At 47.0% G+C, this 24,117-nt stretch carries 19 protein-coding genes and 2 riboswitches; of the genes, 11 read left to right on the plus strand and 8 right to left on the minus strand.

Features of this window, described 5'->3' with window-relative positions:
* Positions 1-27 precede the first annotated feature (27 nt).
* The 3 genes from rlmN (at position 28) to ACQ4MX_RS15840 (ending at position 2,898) form a co-directional block, all read left to right on the plus strand.
* The gene (rlmN, locus tag ACQ4MX_RS15830) at positions 28-1,125 is read left to right on the plus strand and encodes a 23S rRNA (adenine(2503)-C(2))-methyltransferase RlmN (protein ID WP_431085846.1); all 1,098 of its coding nucleotides are present in this window, start codon (positions 28-30) and stop codon (positions 1,123-1,125) included.
* Positions 1,126-1,283: 158 nt separating this feature from the next.
* Positions 1,284-1,985 carry a dihydroorotate dehydrogenase electron transfer subunit gene (locus ACQ4MX_RS15835; protein WP_431085849.1) on the plus strand — a complete coding sequence of 234 codons (702 nt, stop codon included), beginning with the start codon at positions 1,284-1,286 and terminating at the stop codon, positions 1,983-1,985.
* Positions 1,966-2,898, plus strand: coding sequence for a dihydroorotate dehydrogenase (locus ACQ4MX_RS15840; RefSeq protein ID WP_044646410.1), 933 nt, complete (start codon positions 1,966-1,968; stop codon positions 2,896-2,898). Before ACQ4MX_RS15835 ends, ACQ4MX_RS15840 begins: the two co-directional genes overlap by 20 nt.
* Positions 2,899-2,997: 99 nt before the next feature.
* Here the strand turns inward: ACQ4MX_RS15840 and ACQ4MX_RS15845 are convergent, their stop codons facing one another.
* The gene (locus ACQ4MX_RS15845) at positions 2,998-3,180 is read right to left on the minus strand and encodes a DUF2524 domain-containing protein (protein WP_431085851.1); all 183 of its coding nucleotides are present in this window, start codon (positions 3,178-3,180) and stop codon (positions 2,998-3,000) included.
* Positions 3,181-3,410: 230 nt separating this feature from the next.
* Here ACQ4MX_RS15845 and ACQ4MX_RS15850 point away from each other — a divergent pair, with 230 nt between their 5' ends.
* Positions 3,411-5,060: an ATP-binding protein gene (locus ACQ4MX_RS15850; protein WP_044646412.1), complete on the plus strand. Its 1,650-nt coding sequence runs from the start codon at positions 3,411-3,413 to the stop codon at positions 5,058-5,060.
* On the plus strand, positions 5,057-5,782 hold the full coding sequence (locus tag ACQ4MX_RS15855; RefSeq protein WP_431085853.1) for a response regulator: 726 nt from the start codon (positions 5,057-5,059) through the stop codon (positions 5,780-5,782). The genes ACQ4MX_RS15850 and ACQ4MX_RS15855 overlap by 4 nt, the downstream gene beginning before the upstream one ends.
* Positions 5,783-5,833: 51 nt before the next feature.
* Here ACQ4MX_RS15855 and ACQ4MX_RS15860 read toward each other — a convergent pair whose 3' ends face one another.
* Positions 5,834-6,853 (minus strand): 2-hydroxyacid dehydrogenase, encoded by a 1,020-nt coding sequence (locus tag ACQ4MX_RS15860; protein ID WP_431085854.1) that lies wholly within the window; start codon positions 6,851-6,853, stop codon positions 5,834-5,836.
* Between the two features lie 17 nt (positions 6,854-6,870).
* Positions 6,871-7,926 (minus strand): AEC family transporter, encoded by a 1,056-nt coding sequence (locus ACQ4MX_RS15865; protein ID WP_044646415.1) that lies wholly within the window; start codon positions 7,924-7,926, stop codon positions 6,871-6,873.
* Between the two features lie 277 nt (positions 7,927-8,203).
* Between ACQ4MX_RS15865 and mmuM the strand changes: the two genes are divergently transcribed.
* Positions 8,204-9,151, plus strand: a complete 948-nt coding sequence (gene mmuM / locus ACQ4MX_RS15870; RefSeq protein ID WP_431085856.1) for a homocysteine S-methyltransferase — start codon at positions 8,204-8,206, stop codon at positions 9,149-9,151.
* A gap of 215 nt (positions 9,152-9,366) precedes the next feature.
* Here the strand turns inward: mmuM and ACQ4MX_RS15875 are convergent, their stop codons facing one another.
* Both ACQ4MX_RS15875 and ACQ4MX_RS15880 read right to left on the minus strand, forming a co-directional pair.
* The gene (locus ACQ4MX_RS15875) at positions 9,367-11,670 is read right to left on the minus strand and encodes a GDYXXLXY domain-containing protein (RefSeq protein ID WP_431091351.1); all 2,304 of its coding nucleotides are present in this window, start codon (positions 11,668-11,670) and stop codon (positions 9,367-9,369) included.
* 225 nt (positions 11,671-11,895) lie between these two features.
* Positions 11,896-12,789: a helix-turn-helix domain-containing protein gene (locus ACQ4MX_RS15880; RefSeq protein WP_431085857.1), complete on the minus strand. Its 894-nt coding sequence runs from the start codon at positions 12,787-12,789 to the stop codon at positions 11,896-11,898.
* 283 nt (positions 12,790-13,072) lie between these two features.
* Between ACQ4MX_RS15880 and ACQ4MX_RS15885 the strand changes: the two genes are divergently transcribed.
* Positions 13,073-14,266, plus strand: a complete 1,194-nt coding sequence (locus tag ACQ4MX_RS15885; RefSeq protein WP_431085858.1) for an acyl-CoA dehydrogenase family protein — start codon at positions 13,073-13,075, stop codon at positions 14,264-14,266.
* Between the two features lie 46 nt (positions 14,267-14,312).
* On the opposite strand, the gene rhaD is transcribed toward ACQ4MX_RS15885, so the two are convergent.
* From rhaD to rhaB, 3 genes are read right to left on the minus strand one after another with little or no spacing between them, the layout of a single operon-like run.
* The gene (gene rhaD, locus ACQ4MX_RS15890; RefSeq protein ID WP_431085860.1) at positions 14,313-15,158 is read right to left on the minus strand and encodes a rhamnulose-1-phosphate aldolase; all 846 of its coding nucleotides are present in this window, start codon (positions 15,156-15,158) and stop codon (positions 14,313-14,315) included.
* A 53-nt stretch (positions 15,159-15,211) separates the two neighbouring features.
* Positions 15,212-16,468: an L-rhamnose isomerase gene (gene rhaA, locus ACQ4MX_RS15895; RefSeq protein WP_431085861.1), complete on the minus strand. Its 1,257-nt coding sequence runs from the start codon at positions 16,466-16,468 to the stop codon at positions 15,212-15,214.
* 12 nt (positions 16,469-16,480) lie between these two features.
* Entirely contained in the window at positions 16,481-17,962 is a 1,482-nt protein-coding gene (rhaB, locus tag ACQ4MX_RS15900; protein ID WP_431085863.1) for a rhamnulokinase, read from the minus strand.
* A 329-nt stretch (positions 17,963-18,291) separates the two neighbouring features.
* A riboswitch (purine riboswitch) is annotated at positions 18,292-18,395 on the plus strand.
* 158 nt (positions 18,396-18,553) lie between these two features.
* On the opposite strand from rhaB, the gene ACQ4MX_RS15905 reads away from it, so the two are divergent.
* From ACQ4MX_RS15905 to nikB, 4 genes are all read left to right on the plus strand, one after another.
* Positions 18,554-19,171: a xanthine phosphoribosyltransferase gene (locus ACQ4MX_RS15905; protein WP_431085864.1), complete on the plus strand. Its 618-nt coding sequence runs from the start codon at positions 18,554-18,556 to the stop codon at positions 19,169-19,171.
* Complete coding sequence (locus ACQ4MX_RS15910; protein ID WP_431085867.1) at positions 19,165-20,472, plus strand: nucleobase:cation symporter-2 family protein; 1,308 nt, start codon at positions 19,165-19,167, stop codon at positions 20,470-20,472. The genes ACQ4MX_RS15905 and ACQ4MX_RS15910 overlap by 7 nt, the downstream gene beginning before the upstream one ends.
* Positions 20,473-21,171: 699 nt before the next feature.
* A riboswitch (cobalamin riboswitch) is annotated at positions 21,172-21,375 on the plus strand.
* A gap of 207 nt (positions 21,376-21,582) precedes the next feature.
* A complete protein-coding gene (locus ACQ4MX_RS15915; RefSeq protein WP_431085868.1) occupies positions 21,583-23,166 on the plus strand; it encodes an ABC transporter substrate-binding protein in 1,584 nt (527 codons plus the stop codon).
* A gap of 15 nt (positions 23,167-23,181) precedes the next feature.
* Positions 23,182-24,111, plus strand: a complete 930-nt coding sequence (nikB, locus tag ACQ4MX_RS15920; RefSeq protein ID WP_192510993.1) for a nickel ABC transporter permease — start codon at positions 23,182-23,184, stop codon at positions 24,109-24,111.
* Positions 24,112-24,117 lie beyond the last annotated feature (6 nt).

The raw sequence follows: 24,117 nt of genomic DNA on the forward strand, positions 1-24,117 counted from the left end.
TTTAACGTTTTGAAAAGAGGATCGAACATGAAAAAAGAATCCATTTATGGATTAACGCTAGATCAGTTGACAGCATGGCTCATCGAGCGTGGACATAAGAAATCCCGGGCGTTGCAGGTATGGGACGCACTTTACCGGAAACGGATTACTGATTTTGCTGCGATGACGGAGATTCATGAAAATTGTACCCGCCTGTTGGCAGAACATTTTCCGATTCAAACATTGGAAGAGCATGTGAAGCAGCAGTCGGCGGATGGGACGGTCAAATTCTTGTTCCGTCTTCAGGATGGTAATTTGATTGAAACAGTATTGATGCGGCACAAGTTTGGGCTGTCGGTATGTGTGACAACGCAGGTGGGCTGTAACATCGGATGCAGCTTTTGCGCGAGCGGGCTGTTGAAGAAGAGCCGTGACCTGTCCAGCGGTGAAATCGTCGAGCAGATTATGAAGGTGCAGTTGTATCTGGATCAGGAACGTCCGGGCGACCAGGTCAGTCACGTCGTCGTGATGGGGATTGGTGAGCCGTTTGATAACTTCGTGAACCTGTCCGACTTTATCCGAGTCATTAAGGATCATAAAGGGCTGGCGATTGGTCCGCGACATATTACGGTTTCTACGAGCGGACTTGCCGATAAAATTATTGAATTTGCCGATTCCGATCTGCATGTCAATCTGGCGATTTCCCTTCATGCGCCGAATAATGAGACTCGCACCCGCATCATGAAGATCAATCGGGCGATTCCCATTGAGAAGCTGATGGAGGCGATTGATTACTATCTGGATAAAACAAATCGTCGGATTACGCTGGAGTATATTTTGCTGAAGGATGTTAATGATACCAAGGAACATGCGCTGGAGTTGGCTGAGTTGGTGGGCCACCGTCGCAATTTGGCAAATGTAAACCTGATTCCATACAATCCGGTAGATGAGCATAGCCAGTACCAGCGGAGTGAGTCGGAGTCGATTACGGGCTTCTATGATGTTCTGAAAAGACAAGGCATTAGCTGTAGTGTTCGGCTGGAGCATGGAGTCGACATTGACGCGGCTTGCGGACAGTTGCGCAGCAAGCAAATCCGCAAGGATGCAAATGGTAGTCGCACATCGGAACGTGAAGCGATTAGTTAATACAGAAGCGTACTCTTTAACAGGAGTACGCTTTTTTTATGCCTGGATTATTGAGGAGAAAGAAAAGCGCTCAAACCTAACTCAGTCTATAAATGTGAAAATAGTCACGTAATCATTGCTGTTTTTACGTTATAGTGAGTGGTTAGTGGAGGGGTTATATGGCTAACGTAATTTCGAATGTGGCGCTCGTTCCGGGCATTTATGTGATGAAAATAGAGGGAACCTTTAAAGGGGAAATGGGCCAGTTTTACATGCTACGCAGTGGAACCGGGTACCCATTGCTACCTAGACCTATTAGCATTTACGATATCGGGGAAGAGGACATTTCCTTTCTATATCGGGTTGTGGGAGAAGGGACAAGTTTGTTTTCCCGGTTGCAGCCGGGGCAGGAGATTCAGTTGGAAGGGCCTTTCGGCAATGGCTTTCCTCAGGTAGAAGGCAGCTTGGCCTTAATCGGTGGTGGTATGGGCACGGCTCCATTGCTGCTGGCTGCAAAGCATTATCCGCATGCACATGTTTATCTGGGGTTTGCGCAGCAAGCCTTTGGGGTGGAAGCTTTTGAAGCTGTGGCAGCCTCTGTACACGTTCGTGTAGGGGGGAGCATCGTCGAGAAGGTCGATCCCCATCTCTATGTGAATATGTTTTCCTGTGGGCCGACTCCGATGCTACAAGCACTTGCGGTGAAAGCAGCAGGCTCTCCGTCCCGTTTATATATATCAACAGAAAGACATATGGCCTGTGGTATTGGCGCGTGTTTGGGCTGCACCGTGCATACCCGTGGAGGTAATAAGAGGGTGTGTAAGGAAGGGCCTGTATTCCCGATAGAGGAGGTGGACTTTGATGATCTCCATGGCGTGTAATATTGCGGGCGTCCCGTTCAAGAACCCGATCATCATGGCATCCGGTACATTTGGGTTCGGACGTGAGTATGCGGAATTTTACTCTCCTGAGCTGTTGGGCGGCATCGTCGGCAAGGGATTAACCCTTCATCCGAAGGCGGGTAATACCGGATCACGTATACATGAAACAGCATCTGGTATGCTCAATAGTGTGGGACTGGAAAATCCGGGGGTTGCGGCCTTTTTGAAGGATGAGCTGGATGACATGACGCGCTGGAATACGGCTGTAATTGCTAACGTGGGTGGCTCCAATCTGGAGGAGTACGTTCAGGCCGTAGCCATGATTACGGAAAATGCGCAAAAACGGCGCACGATGAATCGCAGAGGCGTTGATATGCTGGAGCTGAACATTTCCTGTCCCAACGTAAAGCAGGGCGGGATGCAATTTGGCATTCAGACCGAGGTGGCGCGGGACGTGGTACGGCAGGTGCGCAATGTAACGGCGCTTCCGCTGGTCGTGAAGCTGTCCCCAAATGCAGAGAATATTACGCAGATGGCGGTCATGTGCGAGGAAGAAGGCGCAGACGGTGTCTCGCTGATCAATACATTTTCTGCGATGAAAATTGATATACGTCGGCGACGCAGTGTTTTTACGAATACGTATGCAGGTCTTTCTGGCCCGGCGATCAAGCCGATTGCCTTGCGCATGGTTCATCAGGTGGCGCAGGCAGTATCCATTCCGGTGATCGGGATGGGGGGCATCAGCTCGGTGGAGGATATTATCGAATTTACGATGGCAGGAGCGGCTGCGATTCAGGTGGGAACATACAATTTTGTCCACTTGCACGCAGGAGCTGAGCTGGTCTACGGTCTTGAACAATGGATGCAACGGGAAAAGGTGCAGACGCTGGATGAGATACGAGGAATCTTGTGAATTTCGTACTCGTTTGCATAAACTTAAGCATACAAAACCGGCTTGTCTTCCAGGGCAAGCCGGTTTTGTATTTTATTGTACCGAAACAGCCAAGCTTAACTAGTGGTTAATATCGCACTTGTTCAAGATGAACGAAATTTGGTTTTCCAGCTGATGAATGGCTTCCTTGGAAGCTTGGTCGCTAACACCTTGTTCCTGAAGCGCAACGAGTTCCTGCTTGAGCTGATGAAGATCCTGCCCTGCATTGGCGCAGTTGTAATTACTCTCGAGATTGTCAATCATCCGATGTCCTCCATTTCGTTAGGTATACGTCCTTATTATGGAGAATTGATCCTTCCTTATTCAGCATATTGTCTTATTTCAGATAGAGGCTACGTTTGTTGTCGTTGTGAGGTTTTTAGAGCTTGCAGATTAAGAAGGAATTTGTCAAACGGTGTCGAATATCAAGGGATTATAGGAGTAAAAGACATGCTCTTCTTCCCAATGGAGAGCTTGAAAAAAGAAGCAAGGTGATGGGGTTGTGGTTCAAACGCAAGTCGAAACCGAGACGACAATTCAAAGTTTCGCTACAGTTCATGATTATTATTTTGGTTGTTTTAGCTATCATTATTTCCTTAATTATTTCCTTGCTTCTCATTCGTAATTTCGTGATTAACAAGCATTTTGATAATACGAAGGAAAAACTTTCGGGTATTGCCAAGGTCATTGCAAGTGACAGCGATGTCATTCGAAATGTCGAGCAGGGAGTTCCTGTGAAGCAGATTCAGGACTATTCGCTTAGAGTAATGAATAATGTTAATGTGGATTTTGTTGTCATTCTGAACCGCGATTTAATTCGGCTATCCCATCCAGATGCAACGATGATTGGCAAACCGTTCTCTGATTTGAATGATGCCAGAAGAACGCTGTCCGGTCAGGGGCATTTTTCTGAGAATATAGGTATTTTGGGCTCAGGCTACCGATATTTTGCGCCGATATTTAATAAACAGAATGAGGTCATTGGCATTGTATGTGTGGGACTGACCATGAGAACTCTAAATTATGATTTGATGCAGGCGCAGTATACCATTTTTGGAGGACTGATGCTTGGGCTCTTTAGTGGAATTCTGGGTGCCATCTTCCTGGCTCAAAAAATCAAAACGATTTTATTCGGGCTTGAGCCGCAAGAGATAGCAGCACGATTACGTGAAAAAGAAATTATTGAAGATGAGGTCGCTGAAGGAATTATAGCCATTTCGGCTGACAAGAAAATTATACTCATGAACAAAGAAGCTCAGGCCAAGTATCAACTGGCGAACCAGGACATGGAAGCCCCGATTGGCGAGCAGGTCGATACCAACTTTTATAATGTGCTCTTCAAAAGAGTGTTTGATGACAAGAAGAAGATCAAGGATCGCTCATTTTATGTGAATGGTATAGAAGTCATTGCGACAATAACCCCTATGTATATTGAAAATGAGTTTTTTGGAGCAGTTGCAACGCTGCGAGACCAATCCGAGATGATTCATCTTAGTAACCAGTTAAGTGGTACAAAATATTATATTAACTCACTTCGCGGACAGACCCATGAATTTATGAACAAAATGCACGTCATATCCGGACTGATTGAGATGAGGCAATATGCAGAGGTCAGTCAGTATATTCAGCAGCTAAATCACCGGTATCAAAATGAGGTAGGCTTTCTGACCGAGAGAATTAAAGTTCCAGCATTAGCAGGTTTTATTATGGGTAAAATCAACGAAGCACGCGAACAGAATATTTCGGTTCTTCTTGAAGAAAGCTCGAATGTCTCTAATGTGGAGATGCAGGACATCGTTCATAATGTCATACACATACTGGGCAATTTTTTTGACAACGCCATAGACTCGATTTTACAAAAAAAACAACCTGGTAGAATTGAGTTGAAATTAAACTATGAGTGTGAGGGAAATGTATTCATTCTGAAAGTGAAAGATAATGGTATGGGGATTGATTTTGAAATGCAAAAAAGAATATTCGAGCATGGTTTCTCAACCAAAGGAGAAGATAGAGGCTACGGCTTGAATCTGGTTAAAACCATGGTGGATAACCATCAGGGAATCATTGAGATTGACAGCCAGCCGGGCCTGGGAACAAGTATATATGTAGAGTTGCCCTGTACATTGGAGGTGACAAATGAATGAAGGTTCTGATTGTTGAGGATGATCCCATGGTTGCTGAGCTAAATCAACAGTTTATTGAGCGCATGGACAATTTGGATGTTGTATGTAAGGCAGATACTGTCAAGAAAGCACAGGATTGTCTTCAAAAATGGACACCGGATCTGGTATTGCTGGACGTTTATTTACCTGGAAAAAGTGGATTAACTTTATTATCACATATCCAGGAGCATCAGTATCATGCGTCGGTTATTTTAATTACGGCTGCAAAAGACATTCAAACGGTGAAGGAAGCTGTTTTTTATGGAGTTGCAGACTATTTAATTAAACCCTTTACATTCGAACGCTTTAAGTTGGCTGTTGAGAAAATCCAGCGTCTGGCCACGGTGATGGAGGAAGGGAACGGAATTAATCAAGCTGCCATTGATCATTATTTTAATAAAGATGAGCATACGGGTATGGAGAAGAAAGGATCTCCTGGAAACCTATCCAAAAATCTTTCCAAAAACCTGTCCAAACTGACCATGACCACGATACTGAAGAACATCCAAGAGCTGGATGGTCAATTTTCGGTCGAAACCTTAGCCAGAGAAGTGGATTTGTCCCGTATTACGGTGAAAAAATATATTCAGTTCCTGGTGGACGATGGCTTCTTGATTGAATCGATAGAATACCACAAGGTTGGAAGGCCGCTAATGCTCTATCAGGTGAATCCTAATTTAAAAGAACCGCTATTTCCATTGTAATTCTGGAAATAGCGGTTCTTTTTTGTGAAACGATAATGCCGAGCTTCCTAATTATTTCATAGAAAGAACAGGGAGTGGGACCAGATTGTCCGAAGTTTGGGTTGTAAGTATATCATGGAAGTTGTCGTAGCTGGTTTCAATCATGTTGGATAACGCCGTAACGGTATTCGAGCCAGCATGAGGCGTCACCAAAACTCTTGGATACAGCTCCACAAGCTTCTGGATCGTTGGATCCGGGAGCATTTGCCATGGATCAAATGCTCTGAAAAATAATTCATCTTCTTTAGGGAAGACATCCGTAGCGAAGCCTTCCAGATGGTTGCTGAGCAAAGCGTCCAAAATGGCTTGGTTATCTTGTAATTCTCCGCGTGAAGTATTAATTAGAATAGATCCCTTTTTCATTTTTTCTAAAAAGCTGGCGTTAATCATTTTGTCGTTCTGTCCCGGCAGATAAGGAACATGCACACTGACGATATCACTCTCTGCCAATAGCTCATCTAAAGTTGTGAATGGAATGACTTCCTTGGCTGCGTCGGATTGGTACACATCATAGCCAATAACGGATGCTCCTAATCCTTTAAACAATTTGGCTTCCGTCAGACCAATGCGACCGACCCCAATAATCCCAACTTTACAGTTATGGATCTCTTTGCTGAATGTATGCTCGTCCACAATAAAATTTTTGAACGAGCTTTTGGCAGTCATATAAGCCGTGTGACGGAACAGCATCATGGCCAGAGTTAAGGAGAGCTCCGCAATGGCATTCGGAGAATATGATGGCACACGTGCGACCTTCATCCCGAATTCGCTGCAGGCATCTAAATCAATGTGGTTGATTCCGACCGTTCTGGTGAAAACATATTGAATGCCGTAATCCTTGAATTTCGTGAGATTCTCTCGATTCGCAGCACAGTTTCCTCTTAACAAAACGGCATCGTGATGCTGCGCCAATTCTGCATTGCTGGAAGTTAACAGTTCTTCTACCAGCGTTAGTTGAAAGTTATATTTATTGAGGTCATGGAAATATGGTTGCTCATAAGAACGGACACCATAGCAAATTATTTTTAACATGTTGTTTTCCCCCTGATTTAGAAAATGCCAATTTTATCAATGATATTTAGCGTAATAATCCAAACTGGAATCATGACGACAGAAGTTATAGTTGATAGAAGCGATGCATTGGAAGTCAATATGGCTTCCTTATCGAAGCTGATGGCATAGGCTGCGGCTACGGTAGCTGTAGGAGTAGCCATCATAATGACAATAGTAGATAAAGCGACAGTATCGACCGACAGAATATGAGATACAGTTAACAAAGCCAGCAAAACGATGTTAACAATAGGTACAAGCCAAACCTTAACTATGCTGTAATACCAAGAGGTCTTGTCAGTAGCTGCCGACTTGAAGCTGATCTCACCCAATGTAGAACCAATCGATAACCAGGCTAATGGTGAAGCTAGCCCAGCAAGGTAGGTCATGGGCTTGAACAACCAGACAGCGGTTTGATCAATTCTTAGAAAAGCGAATTGCTGAATGGCCCCATCCTCAGTAGCTACGCTCATCTGTGGCAAATAACCCTGAAACAACCAAACAAACAAGCCTAGAAAAGTGGCGATAACGATCGGATTTAAAAACATGGTTTTGAGATTTTTAAGCTCCATTTTTAAGCCGCTCATTTTGATATAGCCATAGGAGTATAAGAAAATGCGGTAGCCTATGTTAAAAATGGAACTGTACATAACTCCGGTAGGACCATAGATTGCCGCAACAATTGGAATTCCGAAAAAAGTAGTAGAACCGAAAATAGTTAATACCCGCAGAACATCCTGTTTATCCTTGTTGTAGCTCAGGAAGAAAGGTTTTGAAATAAAAATGAGAATAATATAAATTAAAATTCCCCATATTAAAACATTCATGCCTTGCTCTAATATTGTAGGATTAATATCCTGCATGAAAGAATTAAAGGCTAGCGCTGGTAAAGCCACGGTTAAAACAACCTTGGACAGCAGCTTTCCTACTTGTGCTGTAAAAATCCCCTTCTTGCGGCAAAAGAAACCGAGAAGGATAATAAAAACGGTGGAAGCGATGGAACTGAGAATATTATTATCTGTTAAGGTCGATGTAATCATTTGTAGTAAAGACATAGATAAAACCCTCTCTTGTACCTTTTTTCACAAATGTGACTATGCAATTCCCTGATCTTTTGGCCAAAGTGGTTGGTTTGCACTTTTATAGTAAAATGACTTTGTGAAAAAAAGAACAATATCTAATTAATTTAACTTATGAAACTAATTTAAAAAATTTATACATTACATCAGATGGGCAAATGAGAGGTACTCATCAACATACATGCTATAATATAAAAAATTAAACCCAACTTGATTAGTGGGTTAAATAGAAAAGACGAGCAGGAGGAACCCTATGAATCCGATACAACATATACTGGACGAATTTCCGCTGATCGTGCTGGATGGCGCAATGGCTACGGAGCTGGAGCGTCACGGGCATGATCTGAACGACAGCTTATGGTCGGCTAAAATACTTCATGAGCACCCGGAGTCTATCAAGCGTGTGCATAGAGACTATTTTGAAGCGGGTGCAGACTGCGCGATCACTGCGAGCTATCAAGCTACCGTTGAAGGCTATGCCAAACGGGGCTTGAGCGAAAATGAAGCGTTGGAGTTGATTCAGTCCTCAGTACGGATTGCCGTACAGGCACGGGATGAATTTTGGGCAGACATGACGACTGGTGCAAAACAACAGCATCGTCCTAAACCGCTGGTCGCGGCCTCCGTCGGCCCTTACGGGGCGTTTTTGGCGGATGGTTCAGAATATCGCGGTGATTATACGCTGAGCGAGGAACAGCTAGTGGAGTTCCACAGGCCGCGAATGAAGGCTCTCATTGAGGCAGGCGCGGACATTTTGGCCTGTGAAACAATACCATGTCTGGTCGAAGCCAAGGCCATCGTGCGATTGCTAAAGGAATTTCCCGGTACGTATGCCTGGATCAGCTTTAGTGCAAAGGATGGGCAGCACATCAGCAATGGGGAGTCTGCCGCCGCGTGCGCCGAATGGCTGGATGAACATGAGCAAGTGGCTGCTGTAGGTATTAATTGTACTTTGCCGCAGTACATTCCATCGCTCATCCACGAAATGCGCAGTTATACGGATAAGCCTGTGGTGGTATATCCCAATCTGGGGGAGGAATATGACCCGGTTACCAAGACATGGCACGGTACGAGTTGTACGGAGACGTTCGGGCAGAGTGCTCGCCAATGGTATGAAGCAGGAGCCCGTCTGATTGGTGGTTGTTGCCGGACTCAGCCGGAGGATATCCAAGGGATTGCGAATTGGTCGAGAGACGCATAGGCGGGGCTGAACGAAGGATGAAGAAGGTAATTCATAAGGGACGTCCTTCCACTGTATTGTAAAAGTAAACAGGCTGGACCAAGTGACTCTCCAGTAATGGAGGGGCTTGGTTCAGCCTGTTTTTGTAATGACGACTGGGTCTTCGCATCATGCAGGCGTGACGTACAACAGCAGGATAAGACCCCATTGGGTACGATGTGCTGCATGATCTCCGGTTAGCTGTCTGACAGCCGTTCCAGCAACGCATCCCCGTTCTGGCTTACCCGAATGTAGGCATAATGAGCGTTCTGTTCAACATTACGTCCGGTTCCCTCAGGGATGAAATAATTCTCAATACCGTACTGAATACGTGAACCATTCCATTTTCCATTTAGAATAACCTCATGATTGGCAAGCTTGTCACCATCCTGATACAGTCGATCAACGGTGTATACTCCTTGGCTATTCGGTGCAAGCACGACTTTAACCTTGCCCTGATTCCAATTGTCCTGCGAAAAAGGGGTAGAGATATCGTAATTCAGCATGACATAATCGCCTTGTAACAGAGAGCGAGGGTCTACAGGGGCTAGTTTGAGCTTGATGGAAGCGCCTGTGGCAAGCAGGCTTTCACTTCTCACGGTCTGATAGCCGATCACACCGAGCTGTAGGACGATAACTACAGCGATCAGCAGCGGGCTTAAGCGCATGAAGCTAAAGCTGCGGTGGTCGGCATCAAACGCTGTCTTGCCGCTATGGGCCATCCGCCGATCTGCCCACCACGCAATTCCGAGTACAATGACACCCAGCAGTGCCAGCGTAAAGGACTTATACAGTAGCGTCCACAACAAATCATAGTACTTGAAGCCAATAAAAATAAACCAGAACGCTACGCTTGTGATGGCCTCCGATCTTTGTTTTAGTCGGATGAAGGCAAAGACCATGCCTGTAACGATAACAAAATAAAGAATGTTAATCAGCACATAAGAGTGTGGAATGACATCCTCGAAAAAGGTCGTCCACAACATAAACAGCAGGCTGAAAAATAAGGAGCTATCCCGAAGGTGTTTCCGCGATGCCGTCTTGGGTATAAAATAACTTGCTGCATACAGCACAGCATTGACCAAGAAAAGAGAAAGGATAATGTACTCAAAGGACCAGTTCCAAGAATCCCACTCCTGAAACTGCTGAAATAGAATGGTCGCCAAATTCAGGTTTACAAAGGTATAGGTAAAAAAGAGTTGCCTTTTCCCTTTGGAGCGAAACCATCCGACGATGGAAACGATCAGAAATAATACCGAAAGCAACGTCATATCTGACCATAAAATGGCTACCCAGCCTGTAATATAACTGATCGTCAACAGGGTATAACGTATTACAGAATCCAGCTTGGATTCCGGAATGACAATCATCGAAATCATAAGCAGCAACGATACACCCAACAGTACATATTCGGTGTGGTTTACATTCGTGCTAATGTTAATCAGTCCGATCAGGGATATACTTCCAATCAGCACTCCAACCACTTTGATCACGCGGGATACGGTTTTGCTGATCCATTCACTGCTACGTTCTTCGGGAACGATTGTCTCAGTCTTTGATGTACTGATGCCCGTTGTCTCCGTATCGGATTTTGCGCTATCCCCTTTGTTCTCGTTGGATATTTCCTCAGCTTCCGGCGGTGTTTTCCCCAAACGATTCAAATAACGGAAAAACCATACATTACCCGTCAACAGCAGCGCCACAAAAATCAACCCAAAGACAAAGAACAGCGATGAAGAGTACGCTTCCGCCAGCTCAATAAATTTAAAGACAGCAAAAGCGGAGGTCGCCAATGCATTCAAGGTGAGCAGCGTTTTACTCAGTCGGACCTTGGTAAACACATAAAATCCAATAGCGATTACAGCGATACATGGTATGTTCATAACGAGACCATATTCATCCAATGCAAAAGAGTTAGTCATCGTCAGCACGGCTATATGGAGAACGATAAAGCTCATATATTTCAGCGGTCCAGAATGTATACGATGAAGGAACGTCAATAGAAACAACACCAGATTGACCAGTGCGAACACTCCGGCGATGGACAACGATCCCAGTTCGCTATAAGACGTACTTTGCATCGTAGGGTAAAAATAAAGCCACAAACCGAGATGAATTAATACATAGGACAGTATATAAAAAGGATTGTAGCGTGTAATCCAGCTTAACAGCAGAGCCGGAACCGACCAAATCAAGAACAACCCGTAACTGTCCGCGTGGGAATTGTATATTTGACCAAGCAACGCCACGGAAATGCCAAAGGCTATACAGCCAGCCACCAGAAATATATTCGACAGAAAGGCTTGCTGACCGGGAATAGCGCGTATACGTGCAAATACAAAGGACAAGCCATAGAACAGAACGATAAGCGCAGCAGCCAGCACAATTTTGACCGTCCGATCCAGTCCACCCCAATTGGAGGCGAAAAAATAAATAATCGCGGCCAGTACCAGTGAGATGCCCAGCAGATAGCCCGTACGTATCGCATTGAATCGCAGCATTCGTTTCACGTACCTTTCCTGTTGGTTTGATGCCTATTATAACGTTGAAAGGTCTGAGAACCAAGTAGGAATTAGGATCAGGTCATAAAAAAAGGAGAGCCACCGTATACGGTGGCTCTCCTGTATCGCTACTGCACTCCATGCCAGCGTACTCGTGCTATCTTTTTTGTGCTAAATAACAGGGTGGTAAAGAGTGATGGAACCTACGCCATACGGTACTGTGCATTAAGCGTTGGCGGTACGGAACTCTTGCCGGGCTTGATGCCGGAACCGATGCTCACGCGGCGGAATTCCAGCCGTTTTCTTGAATGCCTTGGAAAAAGTGGACATATCCGTGTAGCCGATGGACTGGGCAATGATCGACAAATTGTAAGTCGTTTGCTCCAGCAATCTTTTGGCCTCATCGATCTTGAGGTTTTGCAAATACTTGGCGGGGGAAATCAGGAAGGTGGAATGGAATTTGCGTGAAAAATGCGCGCGATCCACGCCTACATGCTCGGCAATCTGTTCAATCGTAATGCGGTCACAATAGTGCATATCAATGTAATCTTTCCCCTGTTGTAGCCAATAGTCAGAGCATACATAGTTGCGCAGCGTGTCCGATGTGTTGCGGGACAGCTCCTCGAAAATCTGGTGCAGTGTAATAAGACGCGCGAGATCGCTGTCACGTCTGCTGCTGTCATTTACAATGGAAAACAAATTCGAGATGAGTCCAGTGACTTCCTCGCTTACTGCATTGGCCAAAAAAGGCGTACAGGGTTTAATCCCGATTCGCTCCAGTAAAGCAAGAGATTTGGGTCCCTCAAAAGCAATCCATACCTTTTGTAACGGGTTCTCCTGATCCGTGTAGTATTCATGTGCAAGATGTGGGAAGAAGCAGAATAGGTCAGACTTCTGCACATGATATTTCTTTTGCTTATAAATAAACTCAGCCTGACCGTCAAGCACAAAAATTAAATAGAAATAAGGCACAGCCTTGGGGCCGACATGACAGCTGGTCTTGGAAATATCCATACCGAGCCTGACTGGCCATATCGCGCTGGATTTTTCCAGTTCAGTAGCTGTGAAATAATGGTCTTCCACGATGTCGAAGTGATCTTCGTTCTTTACTCTTTTCACAACATGTCACCTCTCCTTTGGTGGAGATAAGGGGATTTTGATTTTATTGTATATAAAGGAATGGATAATTACAAGTTAATTCATTGGAATTTGGGGTTATCAAATCAAAACCATTTCCGGAGGGTGCTGTTTTTTTGTCAATTTGATCACATGCTAAGGAAAGTAGATCACAAATTGACATAGACGCACCGTTTGAAAGCTTGATACTATTAAATGATAATCTCTATGGAATATCTTATTTAGGCTATATTGGATAAGCTTCTAGGCAAAAGGAGGGGCTTCATTGTCTTTATTAGAATACGGATTCGCTACAACAAAAGAGCAAGTGGACAAGCTAAAGCTGATTGGAACCATTGTGGAGCGCCATCACGAGACGGCACGTAAGGCGGACGAAACGAACGAGCTTAACGTAAGCCTGCTTCACGATCTAAAGGAAATCGGATATCATACGCTCTCCGTTCCCCGCGAATATGGAGGGCAGGGGGCATCCCTGACTGAATTTTTGTTATACCAGGAAAGAATTGTTCAGGTTGACGCTGCGATGGCGTTGGCTTTGGGCTGGCATCATATTATCCTGTTCGGCTTGTCCGAGGATCGTCCTTGGCAGAAGGAACAATACGCTGCGTTATGCCGTGAAGTAGTCGAACGGGGGGCGCTGGTGAACCGTGCCGATTCGGAGATTGGCACTGGAAGCCCGACTCGTGGGGGCAAGCCCCAGACCTTGGCAGAACGGACAGAACAGGGCTTTGTCCTCAACGGGACCAAGGCGTTCACGTCTCTTTCGACCGCGCTGGACTACTTCATCGTGTCTGCCTCGGATACAGAAACCGGAGGCGTATCGGAGTTCCTGATTCCGAAGGAAGCACCGGGGGTATCCATTAACCCGACCTGGAACACGATGGGAATGCGGGCGACAGCCAGTCATGATCTTGTGCTGAAGGATGTACAGCTTCCCGAGCACGCAAGGGTACACCAGCGGCAGCCATTCCGCAAAAACGCGAAGCCCGGCTTCTTTTTGCTCAATATTCCGGCTGTCTATTTGGGGATCGCACTGGCTGCGCGTCAGGAGGCGATTCAATTTGCTTCCAGCTATCAGCCGAACAGCTTGTCGCACCCGATCATCGAATTGCCGCATATCCGGCAAAAGCTCGGACAGATCGAGCTGGAGCTGACAGCCGCCCGGCACCTGTTATATGGCGTAGCTGCGCGTTGGCAGCCGAATGCCACGGTGCCTCCCGAGCAGGCGAACCCGGATCTCGGCGCAGCCAAGGTGTTTGCTGTGCAAACAGCTTTGTCTGTAGTGGATCTGGCGATGAAAATTGTCGGGGTACACAGCCTGTCGCTGTCCCATCCGCTACAACTGATGTACCGTAATGTGCGCTTCGGTCTGCATAACCCGCCGATGGAGGACGCTGTCCTGAATCAGTTGACGGATCGGGCTATTCGTGAAGCTTCCGAATCCAAGCAACCGTCATGAATTAAAAAAATAGGTAACGAAAACAGGGCATGAGTTCAGCCTATGTTTATACGTTCAGGATTCCTTCTTTTGGAGTAACGTTAAAGGCTTTAGCCAGATCCGCCAATTCCTGATCCGTAATCCGCTGCTGGATATCATGCTGTGCAATGAGCATATAAATTTGCGCCGCTTTTTCAATCGTTTCAATCAGGCCAAATGCTTCATCAATGGAGCTGCCTGTTCCGAAAATACCGTGATGAGGCCATAATACGGCGTGATGATCTTTCATTTTTTTGGCCGTTTCGCGGCCGATTTCGCTGGAGCCCGGTACCATCCAAGGGATTACGCCGATCCCGTCTGGGAAGACGACAATACATTCGGTACACATTTCCCACAGTGTTTTGGTAAACTGGTTTTCGTCCAGACTATGAATGAAGGTCATGGCAATGACGTGGGTGGCATGATTATGGATCACAACACGATGGTTAGGATCCACCTTCAATCGTTCGATATGGCTCATAAAATGAGACGGCAGTTCGCTGGTAGGTACCGCGTCATGCTTGAGGCCCCACAAGACTTCCAATTGCTCGCCATCCTGCGAGACACGAAGGACACCTAAATTGGCTTCCGGATCAGAGATTACGTTTTTAAAATATTTACCTGATCCAGTGACAATAAAATATTTGCCTGCCAGTTCATTCACAGGAAAAGCAGGTTTGATCGTACGAATAACATGATGGATATCAAGATATTTGGCTACCTCTGCTTCATCCAGAATATAACTGACATTCCCTCCGTTACGCTCATCCCAGCCGAATTTCCACATGTTTTGCGTAATTTCCGCCATCTCGCGAACAAATGGGATATCCAGTCCCGATTTTCGTTCTTTTTGATTCTCCAGTACAGTAGTCATGGATGATCTCTCCCTTTGGATGATTTAAACATACAAGCGTATACATGCGGTAATTACCGTTTTAGCAGTTCCTGTTGTTCATAGTTTTTAACTTCGGCCAGCCATTCTTCACGGACGGGGACACCGTTTTGAGCGCAGTAGTAATCCCAGATGGCCCCGAACGGATACGATTTAAACTCTTCGACCAGGGCAAGACGAGTGGTAAAGTCCCGTTCCTCTTCCGCCTGCTTCAATGCTTCAATCGGTTCCAGCATAGCGCGAAGCAGCGCTTTGATCGTGTTGCGTGTTCCGATGACCCATGCAGCCACATGATTAATGCTGCCGTCAAAGAAATCAAGGCCGATATGTGTTCGGGAAAGCAAATCTCCGCGAACCAGCTCACGGGCAATGTCGAGTAATTCGTCGTCCATGGTCACCACATGATCGCTGTCCCAACGGACGGGTCTGCTGACATGGAGCAATAATTGATCGGTGAACATCAGCACGGAAGACAGTTTATTCGAAATGACTTCGGTCGGATGAAAGTGACCGGAATCGAGACAAATGGATTTACCCCGTGTCAGCGCGTAGCCCATATAGAACTCATGCGATCCGACGACATAGCTTTCCGAACCGATGCCGAACAGCTTGCTTTCAACCGCGTCTATGTTGTATTCTTCACTGATTTTTTCGCTGAAAATCTCATCCAGAGCATCCCGCAGGCGTTCTCTTGGAGCCAAGCGGTCAACGGGGGTATCCTTGTAACCATCCGGCATCCAGTGGTTTGTAACACATGGCTGACCGAGCTCTTTTCCAAAATGTTCCGCAATCCTGCGTGATTTTTTGCAGTGTGTGATCCAGAAATTGCGAATTTCCGGGTCCTTGTGGCTCAGCGTGAAGCCGTCTTCCGCTTTGGGATGGGAAAACAAGGTGGGGTTAAAATCAAGCCCCAATCCCTGCTGTTTGGCCCAGTCTACCCAGTTCTGAAAATGGCGCGGCTCCAATTGATCCAGATCCACTTGTTCTGTGGTATCCGCATAGATCGCGTGCAGATTGACCTTGTGTTGACCTGGAATGAGCGACAGGGCCTTCTCTAGATCCTGGCGCAATTCATCCGGTGTACCTGCTCTGCCCGGGTAGCTGCCTGTTACCGCAATGCCTCCGCTAAGCTGTTTGTCTTTGAACAGGAACCCCTGAACATCATCTCCCTGCCAGCAGTGTAATGATATTTTGATCTCTGAAAGCTTCCGTAAAACGTCATCCACCTGAATACCGTGGCGGGCATACAGCTTTTTCGCTTCGTTATAACTGGCTTCAATGGCTTGATTCATGGGTTTACTCCTTTATCGAGATATCTGAATAGAGGACGCTGTCTGCTTCTTGAGACTCTCCCAGCGATCCAGAAGCCCTTCAATCCCATCCACCGGCCTCGGTTGATATAACTGGGTCGGGAAGGATTGGGCAATGACGCTGCCAGCAGCTTGGAGATCGTCAAGAGCGCCGATGCTGATGAGCTGCACGACAATATTACCGATGGCCGTAGACTCCGAAGGGCCTGCGTGAACCTCAATCCCCAAAAGATCGGCTGTTAGCTGACACAGCAATTCGTTATTGGCGCCTCCGCCGACAATGTGCAGTCGGGTAATGGTTTCGTCGGTTAAACGCTGTAGTTCATACAAGGCATCCCGGTAGCTTAGGGCCAGGCTGTCGAAAATACAGCGGGCGAGCGAACCCGGAGTTCGGGGAATGGGCTGCCCCGTTTCCTCGCAGAATCGTTGAATTTCAAGAGTCATGCTATCCGGGTTTAAAAATGCGGGCAGGTTGCAGAGAACGAGACTGGCAAACGGCGTTTCTGCCGAAGCCAATTGGGCCAATTCGGCAAAGCTAAGAGCAGAATCGCCCTCTCTTCTTACCTCCTGAATCATCCACAGGCCCATAATGTTTTTCAGAAAACGGTACGTATCGAAAGCTCCCCACTCATTGGTGTAGTTCGCCTGCATGGCTGCCTTGGTATTCAAGGCTTGTTGCCGCTCCATACCCAGAAGTGACCACGTTCCGCTGCTGATATAGGCCCACGATTCTTCCCGCTTCGATGGAACACCCGCCACAGCCGATGCTGTATCGTGTGTAGGCACGACGATGAGTTGGCAGTCTGGAAGATCGTACTGCTGAACAAGCTCCGGTAAGATCGCACCCAGAGACTGACCGGGTTCGGTAAGCTCCGCAAATTGATTACGGCGAAGCTGGAGCAGGGACAGCAGGTCCTCATCAAACTCTCGGGCGTTCACATTTAGAAGCTGCATAGTAGATGCATTCGTCGTTTCATTCATCATGATGCCCGTAAGGCGATAGTACAGATAATCGGGAACCATCAATATTTTATCCGCTTGGGCAAGCTGCTCCCGGTCATGTACGAACAGTTGATAGAGCGTGTTAAAGTTCAGTTCCTGAATGCCTGTCTTCTCATATACATCTTCTCTGCTTATGAACTGGTGCAGCTTTTCGGGTGCATGAAGAGTTCGTGCATCGCGATAGGCGTAGATATCATGAATGCGACGACCTTCCTGATCCAGCAGGACATAATCTACAGCCCATGTATCTATGCCGAGCGTGCAGGAATGAATCCCTTTCTGTTTGGCTTTTTGCAGTCCTTTTATGATCTCGTCAAACAGATCGTCGACATTCCAGTAATCATGTCCGTCTCTTTCGGTAAAGGAGTTGTTGAACCGATGAAGCTCTTGCAAATGAAGCAGACCGTCTTGCAGAGTTGCGTGCACGAGCCTTCCGCTTGAAGCTCCAATATCAACAGCAAGATAGTTATCCATAACCAATCTCCTTACGTGGGTGAAGTCCCGGCAGTCGAAGCTCCTGCCTCTTTACATCTTATATAACTCAATACTACTTCCGTTTTTCTGTGTAGTCAACACAAACGGAAATATAATGTGTGGTTTTATTTTTGTTTTTCAAATTATAAATAAAATATAATGTTGTTTTGTATGGTTTTACGTGTTCCGGTATCTGTTTTCTACAATATATGTACTTTAATTGGAGGAGGAAATTGTTTTGCGATGTTAGAATTATGGAATGTTCTTCAAGTGCCGCTGTCTGTATGAAAAATAGTCTTGAAACCCTCCGCCAGAGGGTGTAGTATACAAGATATCAATTTCATATGACTCGTATAATATTGGGGATATGGCCCAAAAGTTTCTACCGGACGACCACTGTAATCGTCTGACTATGAGTGATAGCGCATCGGCTTCGGATGAAATGCGGGCATTTATTTGTGCGCTCATCCGTCAGGGATTACAACCCCAGGGACAGGCTTCACTTGAGAAACAACTCAAGGGAGCCTGTCCTTTTTTTGGTTTTGGCAGGTTTATTCTATTTTAAAGTAAAGAAGGAGCGATACCCGCATCATGAAAGTTTTGGAGGAACGTATTCGTCAAGAGGGACAGATTTTATCCGACACGGTATTAAAGGTAGATTCGTTTTTGAATCATCAGGTGGATACAGCATTGGCGCTGGAGATTGGTAAGGAGTTCGCACGTCTTTTTGGCGGTGCCTCCATTACGAAGGTGCTTACGATTGAAGCAAGCGGTATTCAGTTTGCTATGGCAACAGCCATTGCATTGGGTGTTCCGTTCATCTACGCGAAGAAAAAGAAGGCAATCACGCTGAACGAGCAGGTATACTTCGCTGAGGTTCACTCATTTACACGGAAGGAAACCTATCAGGTGAGTATTTCCCAAAAATATCTCGATGCCAGCGACCATGTGCTGATCGTGGATGATTTTCTGGCTACTGGCGCAGCATTGGTTGGACTTACAGATATTGTGAAGGAGGCAGGAGCGGAGCTGGCCGGGGTTGGCTGCGTGATCGAAAAGAGCTTTCAGGAAGGCCGTGGACTGCTGGAACAAAGAGGCATCGCCGTACGCTCTCTTGCGCGTATCGCTTCCATGGCACCGGGTGAGGTTCATTTTATAGAAGAAGCGGGTGCGGTGATTCCTTCCGTTAAGGAGAATGTGGGATGTTAAGCAAACAAAAGTTATTCGCGCTGGGCTTCCAGCATGTGATGGCGATGTACGCTGGAGCGATTGCCGTACCTCTCATTGTAGGGGGAGCATTGCACCTGACGCCAGCCCAGATGGCCTATCTGGTGGCTGCCGATTTGTTCACTTGCGGGATTGCTACGTTATTACAGATTATGGGCACGCGGTTTTTCGGCAGTAGATTGCCTGTCATCCTGGGCTGTACGTTTACGGCGGTGGGTCCGATTATCGCAATTGCGTCGACCTCGAATTTGGCGACCGCGTACGGAGCCATTATTTTATCCGGTATATTCGTGGTGCTCGCGGCACCGTTGTATGGCAAGCTGCTACGCTTTTTCCCGACGGTGGTTACGGGTTCGGTTGTTACGATTATCGGCCTGTCCCTCATTCCGGTGGCGATGAATAACGTAGCAGGGGGTCAGGGTAGCGCGGATTTTGGACAGCCGCGTAATTTGCTGCTGGCGTTAGTTACTTTACTGGTTATTTTACTTGTGAATCGGTTGGCTAAGGGCTTTTTGCGCTCAATTTCCGTGCTCATCGGTCTGTTTGCGGGTACAGTGGTCGCTTATGCGATGGGAATGGTGCATTTTGCTCCAGTGGTGCAAGCGTCTTGGGTAAGTGTTGCGCAGCCGTTTTATTTTGGTAAGCCTGAGTTTAGCATTATGGCAGTATGTACGATGATTATCGTTAATATTGTCAGCATGGTCGAGTCTACGGGCGTTTATTTGGCAGTAGGCAAGGCGATTGATCAAAAGGTGGAGCAGAAGCAAATCGTCAATGGTTTGCGTTCCGAAGGACTTGCAATTATGCTCGGGGGTATTTTTAATGCGTTTCCTTACACGGCTTTCTCGCAAAATGTAGGTCTGATTTCGCTGACACGCGTCAAGTCGCGGAACGTTATTTTTGCTGCGGGTGGCATTATGGTTGTTCTTGGTCTGTTGCCTAAGCTGGCTGCCTTGACGACAGTGATTCCTAATGCTGTGCTGGGCGGGGCGATGATCGTTATGTTCGGTTCGGTTGCTGCGTCGGGCATGTCTATTTTGTCAGAAGTGGACTTGCGGAAGGAAAGCAATCTGCTGATCGCGGCATGTAGCATTGCGGTGGGTCTCGGCTCTGCCGTGCTGCCCCAAATGTTCGACCAACTGCCGAGCTTTGCCAAAATGCTGCTGCAAAACGGCATCGTATCCGGCTCGATCACGGCGATTGTCTTGAACATCGTTTTAACGAAAAAACAAGCCGAATCGGTCAAAGGTGTTACAGTGTCGGAGGTTCCGCAGAAGGTTTGATAATTAGGATTAGATAAAGACAGCCGGAGAGAGGTCGTAAGCCTCTTTTTCCGGCTTTTTGGCATAGAGTTATTGATAAAGCCCTCTTCCTGTATGAAGATCGGGATTTGAGATTCTATTAGAAGAATTTGCTAGAGTGGTAGGCGAGGTCATGGTATACTCTATCTTATGGATTTTGAATAGTGGTGGATGTTTTCGGACCACGGCGCAGCTTCCCGAAAGGGGGTGAAGCCGATGTCAACCTTGTGTCGTGCTACGATGTGTTGCGTTGGATGGTTACGTTACTAAGCCTGGTGTTTAGTATTCGTAAACTTTATCGCTGGCTACGTCGGAAATTTCGGAACAAGCGAAAACCCACCGCGTAATTAGGTTAGGCGCCTAACGGTGGGTTTAGCTAAGCATTTAGCGCGCCGTGGTGATCCACAGCCTTTCAAGTCCTAAGAGTCTTTGCCGTTGGTAGCGGCGAAGACTCTTTTTAGTATACGGACACGTTGGTTATCTCTATACCTAATTTTATCACGTCCATTGCGTGCATGCAACGCAAAGTCATAGCCTTGATTCTGGCCGTATCGTTCAAATTTAAATTATTATGCGACATTTGTTGACAAGCCTGTAACAACAAAATAAGATAGTCCTAAATCGTAATGAAAAAGAATAAAGGAAGAAAACAGGTGTGAGCCGGACTTTCTATCTACAGGGTTTCGTTGAGATCATGTAGATGGCTGTTGTACGTGCTCACTTAAAAGGGAAGTTCGGTAGATTCCGACACGGACCCGCCACTGTATACAGGCATCAGCAGGGAATTGCTGTAGCTTTCGGAATAGCCACTGGAACTGTGAAGAACCGGGAAGGCCTGAAAGATACGCCTGAAGTCAGGAGACCTGCCTGTTTTAACATCACTGTCAGACCCACGGGATGCTGGGGAGGTGGTTGGGCGTGCTGCTTACGGAATGTCTGAAACCGATCCGATCCCTTCTATGATTAGAGGTGCTTTGAGGTGAGCTTTGGCATTTTATAATGAAAGCATTTCTGACTGCTGATCAGGCGGTCCGGGATGCTTTTTTTTGCGTTAGGTATTTGTGAATGACAAGATAGAGGGGGATAAATAAGATGATAAGCAATCGTAAAAAGCGTTCATGGTCCATATGCACAGGGGTGGTGCTGCTGCTGGTAGTTATGGCTCTTTCGGGATGCTCCACAACCAATAAGACGGCGGACGGCTCCGGCAAGAGCGAAAACACATCCGCACAACAGTCCACAACGGACAAAAAGCTGGTGATGGCGTATACCTGGAAGCCGTCAGGCGTGGATCCGCATGGCGATAATAGCTGGGATGTCATGCGTTCTGGCGCAGGCGAGACACTTGTCCGTTTGAATGAAAAGCTGGAGCCTGAGGCTTGGCTGGCCAAGGAATGGAAGCAGGATAGCCCCACAGTCTGGACATTCAGCTTGCAGGATAAGGTCACTTTTCATGATGGAAAGAGTATGGACGCGGAAAGTGTAAAAGCTTCCCTGCTGCGCTCCATTGAGAAAAGCCATCTGGCGAAGGATTTGCTAGATGTAAAGTCAATTGACGTAACCGGGCCGCTGGCGTTGAAAATTACGACAAACCAGCCGAATGCGGCGCTGGTGTCCAATCTGGCTGATCCATCGACGATTGTGCTGGATGTAGCGTCCATAAAGGATGAGCAGAGCTACCCTGCGATGACAGGTGCTTTTAAAATTAAAGCGTTCAACAAGGATCAATCCTTGGTCGTAGAGCGTTATGACGGATATTGGGGCGAGAAGGCCCGGCTGGCTGAAGCAACGATGAAGTTCATTACGGACGGCAATTCGCGCCTGCTGGCACTGCAATCCGGCGAAGTAGATGTAGCGACCGATATTCCGGTGGATAACGCGGAGGTATTGAAAAAAAACGATAAGCTGCAAGTGCTGTCGGCTCCCTCTTTGCGCACCCATATGATCGTGTATAACATGGAGTCGTCTCTGTTCAAGGATGCCGCGAACCGCAAAGTAGTGGACAGCTTGATACCACGTGCATCTATTGTGAGTGCGATCATGAGAGGCTATGGTACGGAGGCAAGCAGCCCATTCCCGAGCATTCTCCCCTTCGGTAAGGTCGAGCGTAAAGCGCTGGACGGAATGCCCGAGCAGCTATTGACGAAGGATGGCTGGAAGAAGGATGCCCAAGGCACATGGACCAAGCAGGGCAAGCCGTTCGAGGTTACGTTGCTGACCTTTCCTCAACGTCCAGAGCTTTCGGTCATGGCTGAGGTGATTCAGAGCCAACTGCTGAAGGAGGGCATCCAGGTGAAGATCCGCAAGGTGGAAAATATCGACGAGGCACTGACCAAAAATGATTGGGATTTCGCCATGTACAGCATGCTGACTGCCCATACGGGAGAGCCGCAATATTTTATGGACATGTTTTATTCCTCTAAAAGCGAAGCCAATGTAAGCCGTTATAGTTCCAAACCGCTGGAGAACCTTCTTGGCAGCTTGAAGCTGGCGAAGGATACAGCGCAACGTAATGCTGTGACACTGCAAGCGCTGGATATCATTAATACGGATTTGCCGCAGTCGTTTATTGTTCACCCTGATAATGTGTTTGGGGTGAAAAAAGGGGTAGAGGGCTTTACACCGCATCCGATTGAGTATTACTACATTACGGCGCAATCCGATATTGCGGAATAACGGGCTGCGTACCCTATGATTCGTTTTATTCTGGAACGTGTGGCGCAGCTTGTCATCATTGTGTTTGTTGTATCCACGCTGACGTTTGTGCTGATGAGGCTGGCTCCCGGCGACCCTGCTACCATTCTGCTCACCGCGCATAATGTGCCTGCCTCTGAGGAGGCGTTGACGGCGCTGCGTAAGGAGCTGGGCTTGAGCGAGCCGCTCCATATTCAGTATGTGAACTGGCTGCGGGATGTGTTCACAGGGCACTGGGGCACCTCCTATGTATCCAAGGAGTCGGTGCTAACCGAACTGTGGAACAGACTGCCCGCTACTGTGGAGCTGGCTTCGGCGGGCTTTGCCGTCATGACGGTCCTGACTCTTGGAATGGGACTGGCCGCCTCAGTAAAATCCAGCGGTTGGCTCGATCGTCTGGGAAGGCTGTTTGCACTGCTGGGATCGTCCATTCCCTCTTTTTGGCTTGGCTTTCTGCTGATTTACCTGTTTTCCGTTCGTTTGGGCTGGCTCCCATCCATGGGTCGTGAGGATTGGACTCATTTGGTACTGCCAGCGCTGACCCTTGGGGCAGGTTTGGGGGCTGTGCAAGCCCGTGTGCTGCGTGCCCAAATGCTGGAGCTGGGTGACCGGAATTTTGTGAAGGCGGCGAAGGCCCGAGGCTTTTCCCGCAAGCATATTCTGTTTTTTGAGATATTCAGGCATGCGATTTTGCCGATCATTACACTGTTAGGCACAAATTTGTCATTTATGCTGGCGGGTAATGTCATTGTAGAGACGATTTTTTCATGGCCGGGTTTGGGCAAGTATTTTATAGATGCGATTACGCAGCGGGATTATCCGGTGATCCAGGGGTATGTCATTTTTGCTGCATTTTTAATCGTAGGTGTTCAGTGTTTGGTAGATGTGGTCCAGGCGGCTGTAGATCCAAGGTTGCGTTTGCGTTAGGGGAGG

This window comes from Paenibacillus sp. 8b26, assembly GCF_050626875.1.
GTDB lineage: Bacteria > Bacillota > Bacilli > Paenibacillales > Paenibacillaceae > Paenibacillus.

Bases quoted from the DNA above. Each gene is read 5' to 3' on its own strand.
- rhaD (WP_431085860.1), bottom strand. From the start codon at position 15,158: ATGACTACTGTACTGGAGAATCAAAAAGAACGAAAATCGGGACTGGAT.
- ACQ4MX_RS15860 (WP_431085854.1), bottom strand. From the start codon at position 6,853: ATGTTAAAAATAATTTGCTATGGTGTCCGTTCTTATGAGCAACCATAT.
- mmuM (WP_431085856.1), top strand. From the start codon at position 8,204: ATGAATCCGATACAACATATACTGGACGAATTTCCGCTGATCGTGCTG.
- ACQ4MX_RS15840 (WP_044646410.1), top strand. From the start codon at position 1,966: ATGATCTCCATGGCGTGTAATATTGCGGGCGTCCCGTTCAAGAACCCG.
- ACQ4MX_RS15910 (WP_431085867.1), top strand. From the start codon at position 19,165: ATGTTAAGCAAACAAAAGTTATTCGCGCTGGGCTTCCAGCATGTGATG.
- ACQ4MX_RS15875 (WP_431091351.1), bottom strand. From the start codon at position 11,670: ATGCTGCGATTCAATGCGATACGTACGGGCTATCTGCTGGGCATCTCA.
- rlmN (WP_431085846.1), top strand. From the start codon at position 28: ATGAAAAAAGAATCCATTTATGGATTAACGCTAGATCAGTTGACAGCA.
- ACQ4MX_RS15835 (WP_431085849.1), top strand. From the start codon at position 1,284: ATGGCTAACGTAATTTCGAATGTGGCGCTCGTTCCGGGCATTTATGTG.
- ACQ4MX_RS15845 (WP_431085851.1), bottom strand. From the start codon at position 3,180: ATGATTGACAATCTCGAGAGTAATTACAACTGCGCCAATGCAGGGCAG.
- rhaB (WP_431085863.1), bottom strand. From the start codon at position 17,962: ATGGATAACTATCTTGCTGTTGATATTGGAGCTTCAAGCGGAAGGCTC.
- ACQ4MX_RS15915 (WP_431085868.1), top strand. From the start codon at position 21,583: ATGATAAGCAATCGTAAAAAGCGTTCATGGTCCATATGCACAGGGGTG.
- nikB (WP_192510993.1), top strand. From the start codon at position 23,182: ATGATTCGTTTTATTCTGGAACGTGTGGCGCAGCTTGTCATCATTGTG.
- rhaA (WP_431085861.1), bottom strand. From the start codon at position 16,468: ATGAATCAAGCCATTGAAGCCAGTTATAACGAAGCGAAAAAGCTGTAT.
- ACQ4MX_RS15865 (WP_044646415.1), bottom strand. From the start codon at position 7,926: ATGTCTTTACTACAAATGATTACATCGACCTTAACAGATAATAATATT.
- ACQ4MX_RS15850 (WP_044646412.1), top strand. From the start codon at position 3,411: ATGGGGTTGTGGTTCAAACGCAAGTCGAAACCGAGACGACAATTCAAA.
- ACQ4MX_RS15855 (WP_431085853.1), top strand. From the start codon at position 5,057: ATGAAGGTTCTGATTGTTGAGGATGATCCCATGGTTGCTGAGCTAAAT.
- ACQ4MX_RS15905 (WP_431085864.1), top strand. From the start codon at position 18,554: ATGAAAGTTTTGGAGGAACGTATTCGTCAAGAGGGACAGATTTTATCC.